At 61.9% G+C, this 16,371-nt stretch carries 15 protein-coding genes and 1 pseudogene; 2 read left to right on the top strand and 14 right to left on the bottom strand.

Annotated features, from left to right (window positions below):
- Positions 1 to 158: 158 nt before the first annotated feature.
- From ACTEK7_RS14770 to ACTEK7_RS14715, 12 genes and pseudogenes are all read right to left on the bottom strand, one after another.
- Entirely contained in the window at positions 159 to 398 is a 240-nt protein-coding gene (locus ACTEK7_RS14770) for a hypothetical protein (protein WP_036027512.1), read from the bottom strand.
- A gap of 1,119 nt (positions 399 to 1,517) precedes the next feature.
- Positions 1,518 to 1,734: pseudogene (locus tag ACTEK7_RS14765) on the bottom strand (hypothetical protein).
- A gap of 321 nt (positions 1,735 to 2,055) precedes the next feature.
- Positions 2,056 to 2,457, bottom strand: coding sequence for a response regulator (locus tag ACTEK7_RS14760; RefSeq protein WP_225148449.1), 402 nt, complete (start codon positions 2,455 to 2,457; stop codon positions 2,056 to 2,058).
- 324 nt (positions 2,458 to 2,781) lie between these two features.
- A complete protein-coding gene (locus ACTEK7_RS14755; protein WP_050996022.1) occupies positions 2,782 to 3,006 on the bottom strand; it encodes a hypothetical protein in 225 nt (74 codons plus the stop codon).
- Positions 3,007 to 3,463: 457 nt separating this feature from the next.
- Positions 3,464 to 4,114 (bottom strand): hypothetical protein, encoded by a 651-nt coding sequence (locus ACTEK7_RS14750; RefSeq protein ID WP_074447605.1) that lies wholly within the window; start codon positions 4,112 to 4,114, stop codon positions 3,464 to 3,466.
- Positions 4,104 to 6,899 carry a DUF927 domain-containing protein gene (locus tag ACTEK7_RS14745; protein ID WP_074447604.1) on the bottom strand — a complete coding sequence of 932 codons (2,796 nt, stop codon included), beginning with the start codon at positions 6,897 to 6,899 and terminating at the stop codon, positions 4,104 to 4,106. The genes ACTEK7_RS14750 and ACTEK7_RS14745 overlap by 11 nt, the downstream gene beginning before the upstream one ends.
- Complete coding sequence (locus ACTEK7_RS14740; RefSeq protein ID WP_074447603.1) at positions 6,899 to 7,210, bottom strand: hypothetical protein; 312 nt, start codon at positions 7,208 to 7,210, stop codon at positions 6,899 to 6,901. The genes ACTEK7_RS14745 and ACTEK7_RS14740 overlap by 1 nt, the downstream gene beginning before the upstream one ends.
- Entirely contained in the window at positions 7,207 to 7,398 is a 192-nt protein-coding gene (locus tag ACTEK7_RS14735) for a hypothetical protein (protein WP_074447602.1), read from the bottom strand. The genes ACTEK7_RS14740 and ACTEK7_RS14735 overlap by 4 nt, the downstream gene beginning before the upstream one ends.
- Before the next feature lie 453 nt (positions 7,399 to 7,851).
- On the bottom strand, positions 7,852 to 9,126 hold the full coding sequence (locus ACTEK7_RS14730) for a hypothetical protein (protein WP_141697566.1): 1,275 nt from the start codon (positions 9,124 to 9,126) through the stop codon (positions 7,852 to 7,854).
- 92 nt (positions 9,127 to 9,218) lie between these two features.
- Positions 9,219 to 10,490 (bottom strand): tyrosine-type recombinase/integrase, encoded by a 1,272-nt coding sequence (locus ACTEK7_RS14725; protein WP_074447657.1) that lies wholly within the window; start codon positions 10,488 to 10,490, stop codon positions 9,219 to 9,221.
- 239 nt (positions 10,491 to 10,729) lie between these two features.
- Entirely contained in the window at positions 10,730 to 10,939 is a 210-nt protein-coding gene (locus tag ACTEK7_RS14720) for a hypothetical protein (RefSeq protein ID WP_036002484.1), read from the bottom strand.
- Between the two features lie 94 nt (positions 10,940 to 11,033).
- Positions 11,034 to 11,477: a TspO/MBR family protein gene (locus ACTEK7_RS14715; protein ID WP_036002487.1), complete on the bottom strand. Its 444-nt coding sequence runs from the start codon at positions 11,475 to 11,477 to the stop codon at positions 11,034 to 11,036.
- A 306-nt stretch (positions 11,478 to 11,783) separates the two neighbouring features.
- Between ACTEK7_RS14715 and ACTEK7_RS14710 the strand changes: the two genes are divergently transcribed.
- Both ACTEK7_RS14710 and dinB read left to right on the top strand, forming a co-directional pair.
- Complete coding sequence (locus ACTEK7_RS14710) at positions 11,784 to 13,718, top strand: acyltransferase family protein (RefSeq protein WP_225148450.1); 1,935 nt, start codon at positions 11,784 to 11,786, stop codon at positions 13,716 to 13,718.
- 191 nt (positions 13,719 to 13,909) lie between these two features.
- A complete protein-coding gene (gene dinB / locus ACTEK7_RS14705) occupies positions 13,910 to 15,010 on the top strand; it encodes a DNA polymerase IV (RefSeq protein ID WP_036002491.1) in 1,101 nt (366 codons plus the stop codon).
- A 99-nt stretch (positions 15,011 to 15,109) separates the two neighbouring features.
- Here the strand turns inward: dinB and ACTEK7_RS14700 are convergent, their stop codons facing one another.
- Together ACTEK7_RS14700 and ACTEK7_RS14695 are read right to left on the bottom strand one after the other, a co-directional pair.
- Positions 15,110 to 15,403 (bottom strand): hypothetical protein, encoded by a 294-nt coding sequence (locus ACTEK7_RS14700; RefSeq protein ID WP_036002585.1) that lies wholly within the window; start codon positions 15,401 to 15,403, stop codon positions 15,110 to 15,112.
- A 203-nt stretch (positions 15,404 to 15,606) separates the two neighbouring features.
- Complete coding sequence (locus tag ACTEK7_RS14695) at positions 15,607 to 16,293, bottom strand: DNA-3-methyladenine glycosylase I (protein WP_225144879.1); 687 nt, start codon at positions 16,291 to 16,293, stop codon at positions 15,607 to 15,609.
- Positions 16,294 to 16,371: the final 78 nt, after the last annotated feature.

Below are 16,371 nucleotides of genomic sequence, written 5' to 3'. Positions count from 1 at the left end.
CGTCGCGGTTAAGAGATCGTGTGCAGAGGCATCGGCCAGTTCTTGCACCTCGGGCATCGAACAAGGGTCTGGTCAGGCGTCACCATCGGCGGAGACTAGCTCGCAATGAGACGTGGCGTGTGAACCGGATCACAAGTTCCGCGCTCGCTCCTCTCAGGTCAGTCGCGATAGCCCTTGCACTTGGTCTCTTCCTTGTACTCGCCGTGCTTGCCCCATTTGCGCTCGATCTTGCAGGGGCCCCGGCGGTACTCTTGCGTGTATTCGCGATCGTAGTTGTAGGCCCGGTAAGGTCCACGATCGTAGCCCCAGCGACCCTTGCCGCTTTCATCCTTCCAGGGATCGGCAAAAGAGGGCGATGTGAGCAGTCCAAAGCTGACGATCACCAGAAGGTACTTCATCGAGCTGCTCCGCCTGAGGTAGGAGAGGCACCAGGTCGCGGGCAATGGGGGATGCGAGCCGGTGACTCGCCTGGAACGCGGTGATTTCCGCGCTCGGGAAAACGTGGCAACCGACCTATGGGTTCCCGGTCTGCGTCCCCTTCGCTCCCGCAGGACGGAGAAGTGGGCTCCTGCAATTTCGGACAGGGGATGAAGGTGTGATTGCCAAGAACAACGACGGGATGGGCGCGCGCAACAGCGCCTCTGAGCGGGCCAACTGTTCGCGCGATCGTGCGATCATCTCTGCTTCGTATGATGCGATAAGCCGTCGACGTTCGACGTAGTCGCTCATGATCTTGAGCGTGCTCAACACAGCGCGGCTCCCTTTAGCAGCAGCGGGAGCGCGAACATCTCTCAGCCACCGGCGCCTACGGGCAGAGCCTAAGCCAGTGATCCAAGAAAACTAACACAGATCAATTTGGTTCCACCGCCAGAGACAGAGTCCACTCTCAGGGGGACGCCCACCACTCTTCAGGAAATGGCTCCAGCTCGGTTTGCGCGTGCTGTCGGCTTTCGGCTCGACGGCGATACTCGTCCGCCATCTCAAGCAGAACCTGCTTTGCGCGGGGCTCGCCTGTTAAAGTAGCTTGGGTCCGCGCAAGTCGCTCGAGTCGTCGCGATTGCTCGGTCATTCTCGCGAATGTAACGAGCAAGCTCGATCGGTGCATTTAGCTGGGATAACGGAACCGTCCTCTCCCTCAGGGTGCCGGTTCGCTCTCCTCAAGAGGGCCCCAGCGCCATCGAAAGAATCGCGAGGAGACCGATGGCGGCTATTGCACAAGCCAATAGATGCATCATCCACGTAGGGCGATTACTGAACATTCCCTGCTCCTCCCGGTGCAGCTCAACGTAGGCAATTACGTGGGTCGGGAGGCTGTTTGATTTAGATCAAAGTCCATGTGTCCCGGCAAACCCGGTCCGTCCACTCGTCTTAGGTGTGCCTACCAAAAAGCACCGCGAGGAGTGTGGCGCAAATCAACGCTAGCCAGAGCAGCATCACCACGAAAGAGGCGAAGTGCCAATCTACGTCGCGGCGTCTGGCTTGCATTGCATCTCCCCCGGGGAGCGAGTGTCGGTGACTCAGCGGTCCTTGTCGGGCTTCCCATTGGGGCTGCCGTCACCGCCGCCATTGCCTTTGCCGTTGTTGCCGCGAGGGCCGGCAGGTCCGGCGCCGGATTTTGCAATGGGCCGTCGTGAGAGACGTCGAGAGCAGGAGCGTCATGGCGGGAGGAGTCACAGCGGCAAACCTGCCGCACGTCTTGAGAAATTCGCGGCGATCGTCATCCTGGCCGGGCATGGCGTGGACCTCCTATAATTAATCTATTAAATCAGTTTATATATAAATTAAATAAAATAAAACTTGTTAAGTTCCGTGTCGCTCGCTCATTTTTGTCCGGGAGAACGGCAGGCGGGCCGCCTCGAACCAAGACAATCCCAGACGGCGGCCCGCACTCGCGGCAGCCGGGGCAATGGGGACGGCCGCTAGCAAGCGGGTCCAAAGTTTGAGTCTACCCTACGTGTACTCTCTAAACTGTAGGCTCGATGCCAGTGCACCCCCTCGGGCCGCGAGTCCGCTCCCTGTCAACCGCTCGCTGGAGCGAGAGGGTTTGCAAGAACGTTACGCGTGCGGGCACGGCGTCTGGTTGAGTAGCTGAGACACGGCTGTCACGACCTGGGCGGGCGCGAATGGCTTGTGCAAAAGGACGCTGTTCGGCACGCCGTGAGAAGGCCACTCGTCTGCTGCGGCCCCGGTCATGTAAATCACCGGTACGTCTGGATTAAGCTCTCTGGCGCGTTTGGCAACGTCCCAGCCTGATAGCGAACCGCGAACGTTGATATCGGTCAATAGAGCGCGGTGTTTGGTGCTATCTGCTTCGAGGAGCTGAATCGCTTCCTCTCCTGACGAGACAACCTGCGTTGCAAATCCACCGTCGGACAGGGCATCTCGAACCATATCCTGGACAAGAACCTCGTCTTCCAGAATGAGGACCAACAGCATTTCGCTTTGCACCGGCCCCATCCTTATTGCGCGACACCGCGGCAGAACAGATAAGTGCAAAATTGAACAAAAGTTCCGAACCGGAACCGGCGCCCACTCCCCCCAGGGATTCGTCAAGGCTTCGAAGCTAGCAGCTTTCCCGTCTTACGGTTGACCAGGTGCAGGCGGGCGCAGGCCGGGCAGGCAATCTGCGTATATTCGACCTCAGAGGTCGCACTGCTTTAGTCCAGCTCGCACTGGACCTTCATGGCTGTTGCCGGGCAGGTGAACAGGATCTGAGACATGCTGCTCAACATAGGGCGGTCAGCGCCGCCCGGCTTGATTTAGCGCAATCCTCACGCCCCTTCAGGGCTGGGCACGTGGCGGCGGTTCGAGCCGCTCGATCTTCTGGTTGCCCTGCCATAGCTCGATCGCGTCGCCATCCACGAGCTGCTTCACACGTTGGCGCGCCTCTTCAACATTCTCGCATAGGAGATCGATCCGGCTGGTGATGTGGCCCTTCTGATCGAAGATATAGGCTCTGTATTCTTGCACCTGCGCTCCGGTCTGCGCCGCCGTTCCCGCGAACATTTTAGAACGCCTCAAAAGAGTGAGTCTAGCCCGCCCGTCCACTCCCTCGCGGGCAGCAGAGACCTCGAGGCGGTTATCGGATGCCAGCAATGGCCGGGAGGGAGGTCTGCGAAGGGCCCAAAAGCTGCCTTCGCAGACGGTCTGCGCGTCCGGTCACCTCCTGAAAGCGGAAGATTTCGGTTTAGGCAGGCCGAAGCGCTCGAAGTACCGAGCAACTTCCGACCTCGAGTGGTCGCCCGCATGGTACGCAGCGAGCGCCGCCATATCGCCATCCAAGAACATCGCGAGAGCGACCTGGCTCACAATCCAAACGCCTCCTCCCACGCGCCGGCCGAGACCATGCTGCTGGCACCAATTCCGGATCGTCGTATCGGACTTACCGGCCCTCTTGGCTGCCGTCGCCAGGCTAATACCCTCCCGAGGATCGTACGGTGTGAGCACTCTCCATGTGGTCTCATCAGCCGATTGCATGCTGACCTCCGCACAGAAGTACGGCGCCGGACATCGGCTTCCGCCGATACGTCAGTGTAGATCCGGAAAGCCGTCGTAAAGCCGCCGTCCGCTCGGTCAACGCGAAGACAGTCCCGCCTCCAAGCAACATCACCAGTCCCATGACGTCGTATCGGCACCCGGGCGCGACGGCGTGAACACCGAACAGATCCAAGGCGGTCCAGCCGAGATCGCAAGCCGCGCGATCCCAACTCGATAGGAAGCAATCAGCGTCTTCGACCACATGGGACCAGCGATCTGCGCCGGCCCACTCGGGTGCTTGCATTCGTTTCAGCTCCTGCAGAATTGCATGCCACCCGGCTGGGTTGTCCTCGAAGACTTGCGCGTTTCGCCTCTCTTCGAAATGAGTGGTGGCAGTGGGGACACTGGGGACACCCGGCGTAACCGATTCAAATTCCGATGTTTTTCTGTCCCCACTCACGGGCGGGGACTGTCCCCACTCGTTTTTGAGTGGGGACACGATCATTTCGCGAGTGGGGACAAAATAGTCCTTGTGCCGCAGTGACTTCTCGGAAGTGTCCCCACTGCCACCACTGTCCCCACTCATTTTCATGAGGGCCACGATGTCCCGGGAGAAGGCTTGCAAGTCATGCTTCATTTGCATCCTCCAGGAAGGTCGAGCGGACATGGTAGAGGCGCATCTTCCCGTGGTCGGGGACGCGAACTGACTTCGCCGAGTGGGAGCCTTCGCCCTCGATGTAGCCCTTCTGCCTCAGCGTCGCTGCTACGCGCCGCGGGTCGAGACCGGCACAGATTTCCTTCCAGGCCGTGGTGGTGACGTAGAAGTCCCAGCCATCGCCCATCTGCTCCCTGAAGCCGGCGACATCGCGCGCCTGCATCCCCTTGGGCGCGTTGTCCTCCCACGCGGGGATGAAGCGCGACATCCCGTCCTTCAAGAGGAAGGTTCTTACCTGCTCCATGCCCGCGGCGGTCTCTGCGGCTTCATGCCCGCCACGCGCTGCGAGCCATTGTTCGAAGCACAGGGCTGCTGCCTTAACGGCGTCTCCCCGCGACCAGGGCAAGATCTCGTACAGCGTCGCGATCTCGCCGCCGGCAGCGATGAGCCCGAACCGCTGAGCGACGCGACTAACCTGCCCGTCCGCTCCTGCCGGCACATAGGTGTCGCAGAAGTTCTTCACGAGATCCTTCACGATCTTCCGGATGTCCTCGATGTGCGGAACGATGGCCGCGAGATACTGCCTCGCGGCGACGCCGTAGTGCTGCTGCGTCGCGGTCTTCAGGTGAACCGCGAGGGCGTCCGGCGAGGTGAACCCGTGCAGCTGTTCAAACATCCCCATTCCGGCGCCGGCATCTGCCGACACGTCGACGATCCTGATCTGCTGACCGGCTGCCAGCCGCTTGCCGCGGCCGTCCTCAGCCACCTTATCGGAGAGGCCGATTTCACCCGACGACAGGAAGAGGACGCGCCACTTCGCCGCCCGACGGGCCGAGCCGTCGCGCGTGCTGCGGGACTTACCCGAGCCGTTCGCGAGCATGTAGGCTGCTTCGCCGGCATCCTTCGCCGCCAGCTGGGACAGTTCATCCAAGCACAGCAACGTATCGCAATGCGCGAGTGAGACGCCCTCCAGACCGTTGGCCGTCGATCGCCACGAGCGGATGTAGCCATTGGTATCGCCGCCGCCCCAGACGCTGCCGGCCACATGCAGGGCCGTGCTCTTGCCCGTGGATGAGGCGCCCTTGAAGTGGACGCCACCACCCTCGGCTGCGCACGGGCTCACCAGCGGCCCTGCGAAGGCAGCGGACAGCGCCAGCACGAGCCGGCTGTTGCCGACAGCGTACCTAGCTACGTTCTGTTGCCAGCTCTCCAAGGTACCTGCCTGCCGGAACGGGTGTTCGTGGGCAGACGCGCTCTGCAGCAGCAAAAGGTCTCGATCGTCAACGGCGAAGCACTCGTCTGGCATGACGAATGAGTTGCTGTGCCAGCCCACCCGCTGGGTAGCCCTGGCCCGCTTCGGCGATCTCACCTGAAGCAAGAATGAGTTGAACAGGTTGCGAGCGGTGTTGCTGGGCGAGATGAAGAACCCGCCATCCATCAGGATCCGGCGCGCCTCCGAGCCGTCGCCAGCCAAGGTCGCCCGGGGCAGCGCGAACTGGTGCTCGCGGCCATCGTGATCGCGCCAGCGCAACAACACGCCCCAGCTTGCGCCATCGGTGTCACGGGTCTCCGCCACGACGTCGAAGTGGCCGGCAACCAGGATCGCAGGCTTGTCCAGATCGTCCGGATTGCTCCACATCAGACCCCGATCAGAGAAGCTGTAGCCGACCGGCAGGGCCGACTTCTTCTCGGCCCGGGCCTGGATGTGCTCCTCCTCCTGGCTCATCTCTTCCGTCGAGGGCTTCCATTCAACGGTCGTGCGCGCCCTCTCCTCGAGATCTTGGAATGAATGCCCGGCTTCGAACCAGTCGGAGACGTCCTGCTTTTTCTCCAGTTCTGGGAAACGCACAACCCGGACGCTCTCAGCGACGCCGAAGGCGAGCGCCGCCTTTGCATCGGCGTGATCCGATCCCTCGTCATCGTTGTCGGCCAGGATCACGAGATGCTTGCCTGCGACATATTCCTCGCAGCCCGCCGGCAACCCATCGCCGACGCCGCCGAACGTGACGGCGCAGCCGCCGCGCTTGCCGACAGAGTCCACGTCTTTCTCACCCTCGGGCCAGAAGACGGTGGTCGAGATGTCGAGATCCCCAGTCACGTAGGGGACGGATTTGTAACCATCGGGCTTGCGATACTGCCAGCCCGTGGTGCCGTCGACATCTGCAACGCGATAGGCGTTGAATGCCCTCTGCTCGCCCTTGGTCATGATCTTGATGCGAACAGGCACGCCGCCGCACTTGTAGATGTGGCGTCGCTTCTCGCTGTCACGCGGGCGCGGCCCCTCGTCACCCGCCACCATGAAGCGGGGCTTGCCGTCCTCATCCGGCTTCGTCCGCGCGGGGAGGACAGGCGCGTCTTTGACCTCGGCCGGCGTCGCCGCGATGTTCGCGGTCGCCTTGGGCTGGGGATCACACATGTTCCCGGTCAGGTTGGCCGTACCCGTGGGCTGGACGTTCAACATCGACGCGAGGTCGCGCGCCGCATCCAGCTTCGACTTGCCGTCGAGGTACGCCTTGAGATCGATGACGTCGCCGCCCTTGTCGCCGGTGGCGAAGTCGCACCAGACGCCGCTCTTCAGGTTGACCTTGAAGCTGCCCGGCTTCCCGTCGTTCCGAGTGGGGTTTCGCGCAACCCACTCGCCGGACTCGCGCCGTCCGCCGGGCAGCAGCTTGGGGATCACGAAGTCCAATGCACTGAGGGCCGCCGAACTGACAGCCTTGAAATCGACGCGCTGGGCGTTGTTGAAGCTATTCATGATCGTTCCCATTAGCGGGTCTCTCCCGCTGAAATCTTTGCGGCGCGCCAGCACTGGGCCGACATGCCGGACACGTTCTTGCATCGCGTTCCGTCTGGCTCGATCTCACCTTGCAGGTGGAGCTCGGAGACCCGCGGCCTGACACTCAGGAAACTGATCTCGAGGCGAGCGGCGATTTGGTCCGGCGTGAAACTTGCCGGATGCTCCGATCGCAGGAACTCGAGGACGCGCTCGCGAACGGTGGCGGCACGCTGCGTCAGCTTCTGCGCCGCCTCGCTGCTCGGACCGACGGCTTTAAAGCCGGGGCTGTCGGGATAGCTCATTGGCGCACCTCGCTTCCAAGACCCGCCAGGTTGGCGATCAGATCAGCGAAGGCCGGGTGAACGCGGTAGCGACGGGCTACGAACAGGCCGGCTTGGCTGCTCGGCTGCAGGATGGTGACGCGCCATGAGAAGAGCGGCAGGTCAGAAACCGATTGAGATTGCTGGATGCGTTTGCTATGTCTTTTCATACTACGATTTCCTAGAAGCCCGGTGCGCACGATCGAATCCGCCAAGATACGGATCGTGCAGCCGGGTTTTCTTTTGAGGGATGGTGTCAGGCGACGGGGCGAACCTCAGAGGTCGATCTGACCAACGGTCCGATCTTCCTCTGTGCCCAAGCGTCGAGGCCTGAGACGGGGTAAAGCGGGAAGCGCCCGGCGAGCCGAAAGGGCGGTCCTTCCGAGCTAACGCAAGCCAGCTTCGCCAATGTCTTGGGTGAACACGGGACGTTATACGTCTCGACGATGTATTTGGCTGCTTGGGCGCGCCGCAGTAGGCGTTCAGGGTTTTCTCTCATTGGGGCCTCTCATCAACCGAGGGGAATCCTCGTCATCGATGCGAAACCACTCGCATGGCAGGCGAGCTAAAGTCCGCTCAGAACCCTGCCAAAACCCATCATAACCTCTCAGCCCAGGTTATGATCAAAGCTCATCCAACCACTTCTTGACGTAACGACTAACGGTCGGCTTCTTCAGTTCGATCCCCTTAAAGGCCCAGGCGTCCAAGATCGCGACGGTCAATTGCTCCTTTGAGGGCAGGCGTTTATTGGCGCGGGCCGGTAGACCCCGCTCCTTGATGATGGACATGGCGTAGGACTTGATCGCGTCCCAGTCGTACTCGGGCGGCCTCCCACCCTTGTCGGGCTCCTTGGCCTCGACATCGGCCATAGGCCCCGTCCCCGAATAGTACCAATCAGAGAAGGAATCCTTATCGATAAGGATGGATGCCCAACCAGGAGCCGCGGTAGCCGGCGCATCATCAACCCAAATGAAGCCATCATCAAACCACGCGATAGCGTCGTCCTGGTCCCAAGCCTTGGAAGGGTACTCCACTCGTTCGCCGGTCTCGAACTGGAGAAGCGATTTCAGATCACCCGCCAGCAGCGCCTCTTTGACCACGCCCTGGCACTTTTCGTAACTGGCGAGCCGCTGCGCTATTGTATCGTCCGGCAGATTGCCCTTTCGGTCGCGTAGATTGGCGACGATATCGTCAAGTATCTGGCCCAGATTCTTGTAATGGTTCACTTGGCCCAAGTTCTCATAGGCCACGATCTCGTTCCTCGTCATCTTTCCGGTTCGCCAGATGTCGCTGTCCAATTCCTTAGCAATCAGGAGCACAGCCTTCTCTAGGGCGTAGTATCCTTCCGGAACTGGTGTAACTCTGGCGTTCGGACGCTGAGACGATCGCGATGGAGGCGGCGGAAAAGCACTCAGCACTTCATCTCGCAGAACACGGACGTCGTGCCACTCGACTGGAAAGGCTGGATGGCGATGGACGCTCATCTCGCCGTACACATTGTCTGAAATGACGAGATCGGCCCATTCAAGAGTCGTGATTTGCTCACGCACAGTGGAGCCGCGTCGCTGCCCGGAAGCTTTGAGCGTACCCAATTGCAAGGATCTTAGAACGATCCTACGGACCTCATCGAGCGATCGAAATGGCGAAGGTAATGGCGCATGGCCATTCTCCTTGGCATTACTCGCGGCAATCTCAGAAGCGAAATGCGGAAGCCCTGAAGGGAACGAGTGCTCTCGCCGAGACAATTCTGGCGACGAATCAGAAAGTGCGTCAACCGCAAACGGGCTTCTTGTTTCCACCCACGCCAGAACCTGGCCAAGATTCCAGAAGACATCGTCAAAGCCGACAAGATCGTGAGCATTCACGATCTCGCGAAGATACCATTCATAGTCCGCCATGCGCTCCTCCGCTTGGAGCATCCGCAATGTGGACGACGCGGCAGGCCGGTGCGGACCAGCTTTTCGGGAGCTACCCTAGCCGCGCCGATCGATTAGGCCTTCCGAAACTGGACGACCTTGCTCTGTTTCTTTCCGTTCATGGCATCATCGATGTGCCTGGCGATCCGGTCGGCAGCTGCGAGCAGCGCCGAATCGATCTTGTGAATGTAGCCCATCGTAACGTTACCCTTTCTGGAATGGCCGATCAGGGCCTTAATGGTAGGCAGCGTGTACCCGAGATCCTCGGCGGTAGAGCTGAAGGAATGCCTCAGTCCGTGGCTAGTGATCCCAGGGACGTCCTTGGCCGACACCTTCTGGAGCCACCGCGTCAAACCCGTATGGTGCTTCGCCTCGGCCGTGATGGCGGGGAATACGTACTTCGATTTGGACTTCGCCATTGCGGTCTTCAGCACCGCAATAACGGCGGGCCCGACAGGACGGATGCTCTTGCCCGTCTTGCTGTCGCCGAGGCGAAGGGCCATCCCGACAGTATCGACCTCCGTCTTCAGCAAGCCTTCCACCTCGTCCAATCGGCAGCCTGTCATGGCGGACGTACGGCTCGCGAGGACGCGCTGCCAGTGCTCGCCGTTTGCTTCGGCGACGGCCAGGCACTTCCCAAGGCGGCGATACCCCGCGTCATCTAGCCGCCACTCTCTAGTCTGGTCTTTAGGTCGCCGGATGCCACTGACAGGGTTGTCCTGCCGGTAGCCCTCGTCGACGGCGTAACTGAAGATGCCACCTAGCAGCCCCATCGTCCGGGCCGCTGTACCTCTCCCGCCAGTCACTATCGCCCGCCCCCGGGTCTTGGTCTTCACGTCGGCCGCTGATTTGCCGGCGATGATATCGCGCTGGAGACCTTTAGCGTCGCTGGAGGTGAAGCCCTTCACGGTCTTCTTGCCGACCAGCTTGATGATGTGACGTTCGATACGCCCTTTATCGCTGTATAGGGTTGTCTTGCTTTTGACCTCGCCTCGTCGTGTGAGGATGAGGCCCCGCTCGGCCTTGTCCAGGTACTCGCGGCACAGCTCCTCGACGGTCATGGCGCCGCGGGCCAGCTTCTTGGTCTCTACGGGATCTGCGCCGCGGACAGCATCCGCCAGCGCCAGCTTGGCGTCCCGGCGAGCTTCTTCAGGGGTCAGGACGCCATACCGGCCCAGCGTAAGCCGTCTGCTGCGACCGTTCGCGTTCCGATATTGCACCACGAAGGATTTCGCGCCGCTCTTCTTGACCCGCAGGCCGAACCCCGGCAATTCCTCCTCCCAGAGGAACAGGTCCTTGCCGGTCGTTTCCGCTGCGTCAACTGCGCGTTTCGTAAGCTTTGGCAATTTCCCCTCGGGTAAGCACTGGGTAAGCAGGTGCCGGAAAACGAGGGAAATTCGGAGCAATGACCGTAGCCCCCAAATCAGGCTGTTTTCAGCCTATATCTGAAGGCCAGCAATTCCAAGGGATTTCGGGTAAGCAGGGGTAATTTCCCCACCCTTGCCCTCCGAAGGCAAAGGTCACACGTTCGAATCGTGTCGGGTGCGCCAGTCAACCATCTGACCGTCTAGGAAATCAGCGGCCCTCACGTCAGCATCGCGATGATCGCCTGGAGCTGGTCGGACGCTGCCGTCACCAATCCATCGTATGACGTGTGGCCGTGTGCGGCGGCCTTCAGGATGCATTCGGCGACGGCCGCTTTCAGGCCGAACACCGATTGATGGGCCGGCACACTCGCCATCACGGTCTCCAGCGCTTGACGCATGGTGTGAATGAGCTCGGAGCTGTATTGCATGGGCTGTCCTCCGCGGGCTCATATTGGGTCGCGTGCCCATGCTTGCCACTCACAAGCCTGAGATTGTTTTTTGAATCGGTCGAGACCCAGCGCCTCAATTCAAGCGCCAGATCGCCGCATTGAGCACACCGGCGAACGCGACCCAGGCTGCGTAGGGCACGAACAATGCGGCGGCGAGCCTGTCGCGTGACAGCTCGAGACCGATGTAGGTCACGATCGCGATGAACAGGCCGACGAGAATGACGAGCGCGGCGCCGATCTGGTGCATCGTGAACATGACCGGAGACCAAATGAAGTTGAGCGCCATTTGCGCCGCCCAGGCCAGCATCGCCTTGCCCCTGGGCTCACGGCGAAAGGTCCGCCATCCCGCAACAGCGATCAGAACGTAAAGGATGGTCCAGGCGATCGGGAACGCCCAGTTCGGCGGGACGAAGCTCGGCTTGGCAAGGCCGGCATACCATTCACCGGGGGGATTGGTCGCGCCGATTAACCAGCCGGTGCCGACGACGCCCGCCACGAAGACCAACAACTGAAGCATCCGTCACCTCGCCCTTCTCATCATCCGATTGTAACATCCTTCCATGAGCCAATCCGACTCGATGCCTGGCGCAGCCGCGGCCGTGCGACGAGAAGCGATGCGCTGAGCGCCATGGCAAAGTCCTGCGTCTTCTCGCAGCAGCGTCGGATGGGTTGCCGACGTTGACGGAGACGGACTGACCGGGGCGAGCCCGATTGGGGGGAATTCGGCCCGTCCTGCGGTTGAGGAACGCATGCGGGCGCGGTAAAGGCAAGCGGGCGCGCGCGGATCCGCAGTCGGACGAACCGCCGCCAGTGGATTCAGCACTTGGTTACAAAGCTATCCCATCGACGCGACATTGACGGGCTCCGGGCGATCGCCGTCTTGAGCGTATTCTTCTATCACTTGGACGTTCCGCCGTTCGGCGGCGGCTTCGTCGGGGTCGACCTGTTTTTCGTCGTGTCCGGCTATCTGATCTCTCGGATCATTCTCAGCGAGGCAGATCGCGGCGAATTTTCGCTCCAGCGATTTTACGAGCGCCGCATCCGGCGCCTCTTTCCCGCAGCGATCGTCACCATCATCGGCATCTTGGCCGTCGGTGGCCTCTGGTTCTCCCCGGAGCTTTTCAAGGGCCTGACTCAAGACGCCGTGGCTACGCTGGTATCGGTCTCGAATTTCTACTTCTGGCGCGGCAGCCACGCCTATTTCGCCAACTCGACCGATCCCAGCCCCGTGCTTCACTTCTGGTCGCTGGCCGTCGAGGAGCAATTCTATCTGTTTTGGCCCGTGTTCATTCTGCTGGGGCGCCGATTGCTCGGTCGCGCACTGCCTTTGCTCATTCTTGGCATCGCAATTCTTTCGCTCGGCGTCGCGCAAGCGACACTCGCAACCGACAGCTCGGGTGCTTTCTACCTGCCGACCTGTCGCGCCTTCGAATTTGCGATCGGAGCGCTGGTCATCTTTGCTGAGCAGAGGCTGACCTTCCCGGCCGGAGCGCGCTCGCTGTTGGCTGCCGCCGGATTCGCTTTGATCGCTTACGCGATCGTCAGCTTCGACAGTGCGACCTCCTTCCCTGGCGCGACGGCCCTCATCCCATGCCTGGGTGCAGCCTGCGTGATCTTGGCGGGCGAGCGTCACGTCCTTTCGCCTGTTCTGACCAATCCGCTGAGTGCGGGGATCGGGCTGGTGTCCTACTCGCTCTACCTCGTGCACTGGCCCCTGATCGTCTACGCAAACTACATCCTGGGCGACGACGCCAAGTCGGTTGCGGTGAAAGCGCTGATCGTCGCCCTCGCGATGACGCTGGCTGTGCTGATGTATCGGCTGATCGAACAGCCGTATCGCGCGGGTCGCTCGTCACTGCTGCGAGTCGCCGGCCCCGCCGCCGCGACGATCGTCGCGCTCGCGATTGTTGCATTTGTGGCCAACCGCCAAGATGGCTGGCCATGGCGGCTCCCGGCACAGGCCCGCGAGGTCGCCGATCTGCAGCGTTTCGGCTTCTGGCCGTGCGCCAAGAGCGCACAATCGAAATGTGCCTTCGGTTCATTGAGCGGCCCCGTCGGGGTGCAAGTGCTCGGCGACTCCTTCGCCGAGCATTATGTCGCAGCGCTGGACCCGGCGGCAAAGCGCGCCGCCGTCCGGGGAGAAGCCTATACGGCCGAAGGTTGTCCGTTGCTCGTCGGGCTGGTGCGAACAGCGTTCGACGGCTCGCAGGACTGCAAACGCCAGCGCGATACCTACCTCGCCGCGATCAGGCAGAACCAGGCTCCAATCGTGCTCAGTCAATCCTGGATGACCTACGGCGATGCGCTCCGCAACGAGCTCGCGCCGGAGGTCAATGCACCGGCCCTGCAGGTCTGGCGGGCCGGCATCGAGAACACGATCCATGAGCTGGGCGGCAGCGGACGACGCATCCTGATCATAGCGCCCGGAGTCGAGCCGGGCTGCCGCAGTCCGATGTCCCGCTTCGCACCGGGACCCCTCTGGCACGCGCCAAGCAAGCCCTGTCCTGCCGTGCCCCTCGATCGCGTGCAGGCCGACAATCGCGAATTCCACGCCATGCTCGAGGAGATCCGGAGCCGCTATCCGAACCAGGTCTTTCTGCTCTATCCAGAACGCTATTTGTGCGGAGAAGCCGAGTGTCCGACCGCCATGGACGGCCTCTGGCTCTATTGGGACGTCAATCACCTCACGGTCGCAGGTGCGCAGCGCGTTGGCGACGGAGCCTCAAGCCAGCTCCTTGAGTTCATCCGTGGCAAGTAGGGGCCTCTGCCTCTCCCAAGCGATCGCGGCCGAGCCGAAGCCATCTCGACTGAACGGAACTGACGAGCGGCTGTCGTCGCAAGCCTGAGATGGCTTTGCCCTGCCGCGATAGTGCAGCTCAATTCAGCCGCCGGATCGACGGAAGCATCCCTCGGCTCGCGCATCTCCCCACGCGATTGTATCATCTTTCCATGAGCGAATCCGACCCGACGACCGGCGAGCCCTCGCCTGTCCGCAAGATCATCCATATCGACATGGATGCGTTCTATGCGTCGGTGGAGCAGCGTGACAATCCGGAGCTGCGCGGCAAGCCTGTGGCGGTCGGCGGCTCCGCGGAACGCGGCGTCGTTGCGGCTGCGAGCTACGAGGCTCGCAAGTTCGGCGTCCGCTCGGCCATGCCGTCGGTGACGGCGAAGCGGCAATGTCCCGACCTGATCTTCGTCAGGCCGCGCTTCGAGGTCTACAAGGCGATCTCCAGGCAAATCCGCGACATCTTTGCCGAGCACACGCCCGTCATCGAGCCGCTGTCGCTCGACGAAGCCTATCTCGACGTGACGGAGAACCTGCAAGGCATCCCGCTGGCGCGGGACATCGCGCTCGAGATCCGCGCGAAGATCAAGGCGGAGACCGGCCTCACCGCGTCGGCGGGCATCTCCTACAACAAGTTTCTGGCCAAGCTCGCGTCCGATCATCGCAAGCCGAACGGCCAGTTCGTGATCTCGCCGGAGATGGGGCCGGCCTTCGTCGAGCCGCTGCCGGTCGGCAAATTCCACGGCATCGGTCCGGCGACGGCTGCGAAGATGAACGCGCTCGGCCTGTTCACCGGCCGGGACATCCGCAACCAATCGCTGGAGTTCATGAACGCGAATTTCGGCAAGTCAGGCGCGTATTATTATTGGATATCGCGCGGCGTCGACGAGCGGCCGGTCCGCGCCAACCGGATCCGCAAATCCGTCGGCGCGGAGAACACGTTCTCGACCGACCTCGATGCGTTCGACGCGCTTGCCGCCGAGCTAAGGCCGCTCGTCGACAAGGTCTGGCGGCATTGCGAGGCGACGGGCAATCGCGGCCGCACCGTCACCCTGAAGATCAAATTCGCCGATTTCGAGATCATCACGCGCAGCCGATCCGTCGCGGCGTCCGTTGCCGGACGCGACGATCTGGAGCGGCTGGCCTGCGGCCTGCTCGAAGCCGAGATGCCGCTGCCCAAGCGCGTCAGGCTGCTTGGGGTCTCGCTGTCGTCGCTCCACGCCGCCGGCGAGTCGGAGCCGCAGCTGACGCTGGGCATCTGAACGCGGCCCAAGCTTCGGCGACAGAGCGCACCAGGCGCGACGAACGGCGGCGGATCTTCCGACCCGCCACCGATTGAGGTCGATCGCGCGCGAGGGTACTCAATGCTTCATATGCTCGAACACCACGATCACGCCGGTCGGTTCGGGCTCATGCGCCATCAGGCGCGTCAGGTCGGAATCGCCCCAATCAGCGAGGCTGACGACCTCGCCGCTCTCGCGGTCGCTGCCGAGCGATCCCGTCGGCTCGAGCACCTTGAGGCCCATCTCGTCGACGAAGAAGGTGTGCTCGCCGAACATGCTGTTGAGCTGCGGCATCGCCGGATGTTCGTCGGGCAGCACCTGAGCGCCGAGCTGGTTGACGGTCTGCTTCACCTGTTCAGATGTGAGCTTCATGAGCTGCTCCGTTGTTGTATCCGGTTTCATCGAGCCAGGCGGGAGCGAGCATTCCCTGCGCCCTTATGCGCCTGGCTCAGAGTCCCGAACAGGTGCTGCGGACAAATGTTCCTGCGAAATGTATTTCGTGATCGCGGGGTTTCATCGGCCGCGTTCGCGGCACAGGATCGCCACAGGATGCACACGATCTATCGATCTACGCGCTACTCGCTGCTGTTCTCGCCGACCGACAGCGCGCAGATGCGTGACAGATATGTGTACGGCAGGCCGGACTCCTCGGCCCAGGCGTTGAACTGCGCCTGCACCTTGGCGAGATCGCCCTTCGACTTGACCTCCTCGGCGATGTCGAGACCGGCAGCGCGCAGGCAGGCCACGACGTCCTTCGACGTCACGAAGCCGTCCCAGCCCACGAAGCGGAGCAGCATCTGGCCGGTGTTGCCGCCCAGCCGGCTGCCGCGCTTGTTGAGGAGATCGAGCAGGCCGATCTCGTCGGAGGACGGCCATTTCGCCAGGAACTTGCCGAAGCTGCCGTGCTCCTTCGCGATCTCCTGCACGAAGGCGGCGTTGTCGCGCACTGACATGATCTTGGCACCGTTGCGCACGATGCGCGCGTCGCGCAGCAGGCCCTCCCAATAGTCTTCGGGCTGGAAGGTGAGCTTGGCGGGCTGGAAATGCAGGAAGGCCTGCTCAAAGCCGTCCCATTTGGAATCGATCACGCTCCAGGCAAAGCCGGCGCAGAACACCCGCTTGGTCATTTCGGCGAGGATACGATCGTCGCCGAGCTTGGCCAGCTGCTTGAGGTCCGGCTTGGCCGGCATCAACTTGTCCAGCGCCTTGGGCCCGCCCTTGCGCTTCTCGGCGCGGGCGCGAATGGTCTTGAAGGGGGTCATGTGAACACGGGTGTTGAGGGCAGGCCACGACACCAGAATTCGGCGATCCGGTCCAGCCCCCCGCATTGCCGCCCCTTG

The sequence above is a fragment of the Bradyrhizobium sp. JHI2711 genome, assembly GCF_056156565.1.
This window is presented reverse-complemented; position numbering and strand designations above follow the sequence as displayed.